At 55.9% G+C, this 2,367-nt stretch carries 3 protein-coding genes; all 3 read left to right on the top strand.

Annotated features, from left to right (window positions below; genetic code table 11):
* Window positions 1–182 precede the first annotated feature (182 nt).
* Complete coding sequence (locus JJL52_RS21045; protein ID WP_236994408.1) at window positions 183–527, top strand: hypothetical protein; 345 nt, start codon at window positions 183–185, stop codon at window positions 525–527.
* Entirely contained in the window at window positions 527–2,056 is a 1,530-nt protein-coding gene (locus tag JJL52_RS21040) for a hypothetical protein (RefSeq protein ID WP_202054484.1), read from the top strand. The genes JJL52_RS21045 and JJL52_RS21040 overlap by 1 nt, the downstream gene beginning before the upstream one ends.
* A gap of 92 nt (window positions 2,057–2,148) precedes the next feature.
* Window positions 2,149–2,367 (top strand): hypothetical protein (locus tag JJL52_RS21035; RefSeq protein WP_236994407.1); only part of this gene is annotated, 219 nt, incomplete at its 3' end.

The raw sequence follows: 2,367 nt of genomic DNA, 5'->3' as shown, positions 1-2,367 counted from the left end.
CCGAACGGTTGCATGGAAATTCCAAATACCATCAACGGTTTGACGAAATGGCGCGGAAGCTGTGCCTGCTCGGCGCCACTGATGCGGACATGGCCGATTTCTTTCATGTTTCCGAGTCCACGATCAACCTGTGGAAGTTGGCGCATGAATCTTTTTCGGAGTCCATTAGGAACGGGAAGCTGATGGCTGATGCCAACATGGCCGAACGCCTTTATATGCGCGGCATGGGCTATTCGCATCCAGAAGAGAAGCTGTTTTGTCACGAGGGGGAAATCATCAGGGCAGAGACCATCAAGCACTATCCGCCGGAAACAAAAGCCAATCCGGCTTGGCTCTACAATCGCCGGCCGGACAAATGGCGCAACCGTGTCGAGGTGAAAGAGGAGGTTACCATCAGCCAAATTCCGTGGGAGGAACTGAAAGAGATTACCCGGCAATCGGTCGAGAAGTCCCTGCAAAAGCATCAGGAATTCATTGAGGGCCGTTACGCGCGGCTAGGCATTCAGCGCGACTATTCCAGTGATTGATGGCCAGAAAAAGGACGCTCGTTGATGATCCCCGGTGGCTGGAATTATGCCGCGAATACCAGGGCGATATTGTCCGCTTCGGTGTCGAAGTCTGCGGGTATGAGCTTTCGGTTCAACAGCAACGGCTTTTGCTGTCGATTGCCCGGCCGCGGGCGAGGACTTCGGTAGCCTCCGGGCACGGGACCGGTAAAACGAAATCGCTTTCGATCATCGTGCTGTGGCATCTGCTGTGCTTCCCGAAGTCGGTCACGCTGGTAACCGCCAATGACATGGACCAGCTGAACGCAACACTCTGGAAAGAAGTGGCGGTCACGGTTGAGAAGATCGGCCTGGGGGCGTTTTCGTGGATCTACCCGCATGTCTTTGTCGGCGCCGACAATCACTGCCATGTCGTCGGATTCGATGACCAGTGGTTCGTCGAGAGCAAGACAGCCAATGCGAAAACCGCGAACAAGATGGCCGGCCGGCACGGCGAGAATTTTCTGGTGATCGCGGACGAAGGCTCCACGGTGCCGGACGAGGTGTATACCACGCTGACCGGGGCCTTGACCGAAGCGCATAACCGGATGCTGATAACCAGCCAGTACACCCGGTTATCCGGCTATTTTCACCGGACGCAAACGGAATTGAGCCGGGAAAATGGCGGTGATTGGGATGCGATGACGTTTTCCTCGGTCGAGTCGCCCTGGGTTTCCGATGCATTCCTGGTCGAGAAACTGGGCGAGTATGACGACGATGAAAAGCGGGTCCGCATCTTCGGCATGCCGCCCGAGGATTCATCGAAGTTTCTGATGTCGCAGAAGGTCTCCCATGCGCTGTACACCCGGGGCAGAATCATCGGTGATGACGAGCCTTACGGCTGGGTCGTATCGTCGGACGTGGCTTTAGGCGAAGGGCTTCGCGATAAATCGACGATCGGCGCCGGTCGGGTGATCGGTTACGGCGATTCCGGGCCGGAGGCTCGGCGGGTAGAGGTCGTGCTGATCCCCTTGTTCACGAATCAGGTGAAATCGAGCAAATTGGCGCCCAGAATCGTGGAGGCCGGGGCCGAATTGTCGAATGTGACCTATGTGGTCGACAAGGGCGGTATCGGCGGCACCATCTGTCAGCAGATTGAAGAGCAAGGGCATGTTTTGATTCCGGTATTGTGGGGCAAGCCCTGCTGGAAGAAAGAAAACAAGGACCGGTATCTGAATTTGCGCGCGCAGGCTTCGCACCATGCGGCCCGAGCCGCGAAAGAAGGCCGGCTATCGATTCTGACCTTGGATTACAAGAAGGAAATGGTCGCTCAATCCTCGGGGATACCCAAGGACCATAGCGGCAATTTCAGGCTCAAGATCCCGGAAAAAGGCTCGCCGGCCTGGGAAGGTCGAGGCAGTCCGGACTTGTGGGATATGGTCTGCTTCTTCTTCCTGGAAAACGTGCATTACATGGTGGCCGATAAAACAGGCGCGGCAAATACCGAATCTGCAGCTGAACAAGCGCAGGCGGCCGCCGCCGATCTGTTTAAGGATTTGATGACGGATTGAAAACCCTTGCCAGAGCCCCGCCAATGCCGCCGGGGCTGCGACCGGGAAGCACGCGGGAAAGGTAAAGATTATTAAATTTATAGAGGTGGTTGATGACCGAAGAACAGCGCAAAAAATTATTCGAGGATGCCGAGGTAGCAAAGGCTTTGTTCAAACTTGCGACAGTGGGTTATTCCACAACGGAGCAGGCCGCGTACCGGGATGATGACGGTACGCTTCGGCTGGTGACCGTCGAAAGAAATTTTCCGCCCAGCGTTGAGGCTCAAGTCTTCTGGCTGTGTAACCGCCGTCCCGAACAGTGGAAGATAGAC

Source organism: Candidatus Methylomicrobium oryzae (genome assembly GCF_016745425.1).
Lineage (GTDB): Bacteria > Pseudomonadota > Gammaproteobacteria > Methylococcales > Methylomonadaceae > Methylomicrobium > Methylomicrobium oryzae.
Note: the sequence above shows the minus strand (reverse complement) of the source record. Positions and strands in the feature narration are given on the sequence as shown.

Coding starts and splice junctions, on each gene's coding strand:
- JJL52_RS21040 (WP_202054484.1), top strand. CDS start 527: ATGGCCAGAAAAAGGACGCTCGTTGATGATCCCCGGTGGCTGGAATTA.
- JJL52_RS21045 (WP_236994408.1), top strand. CDS start 183: ATGGCTGATGCCAACATGGCCGAACGCCTTTATATGCGCGGCATGGGC.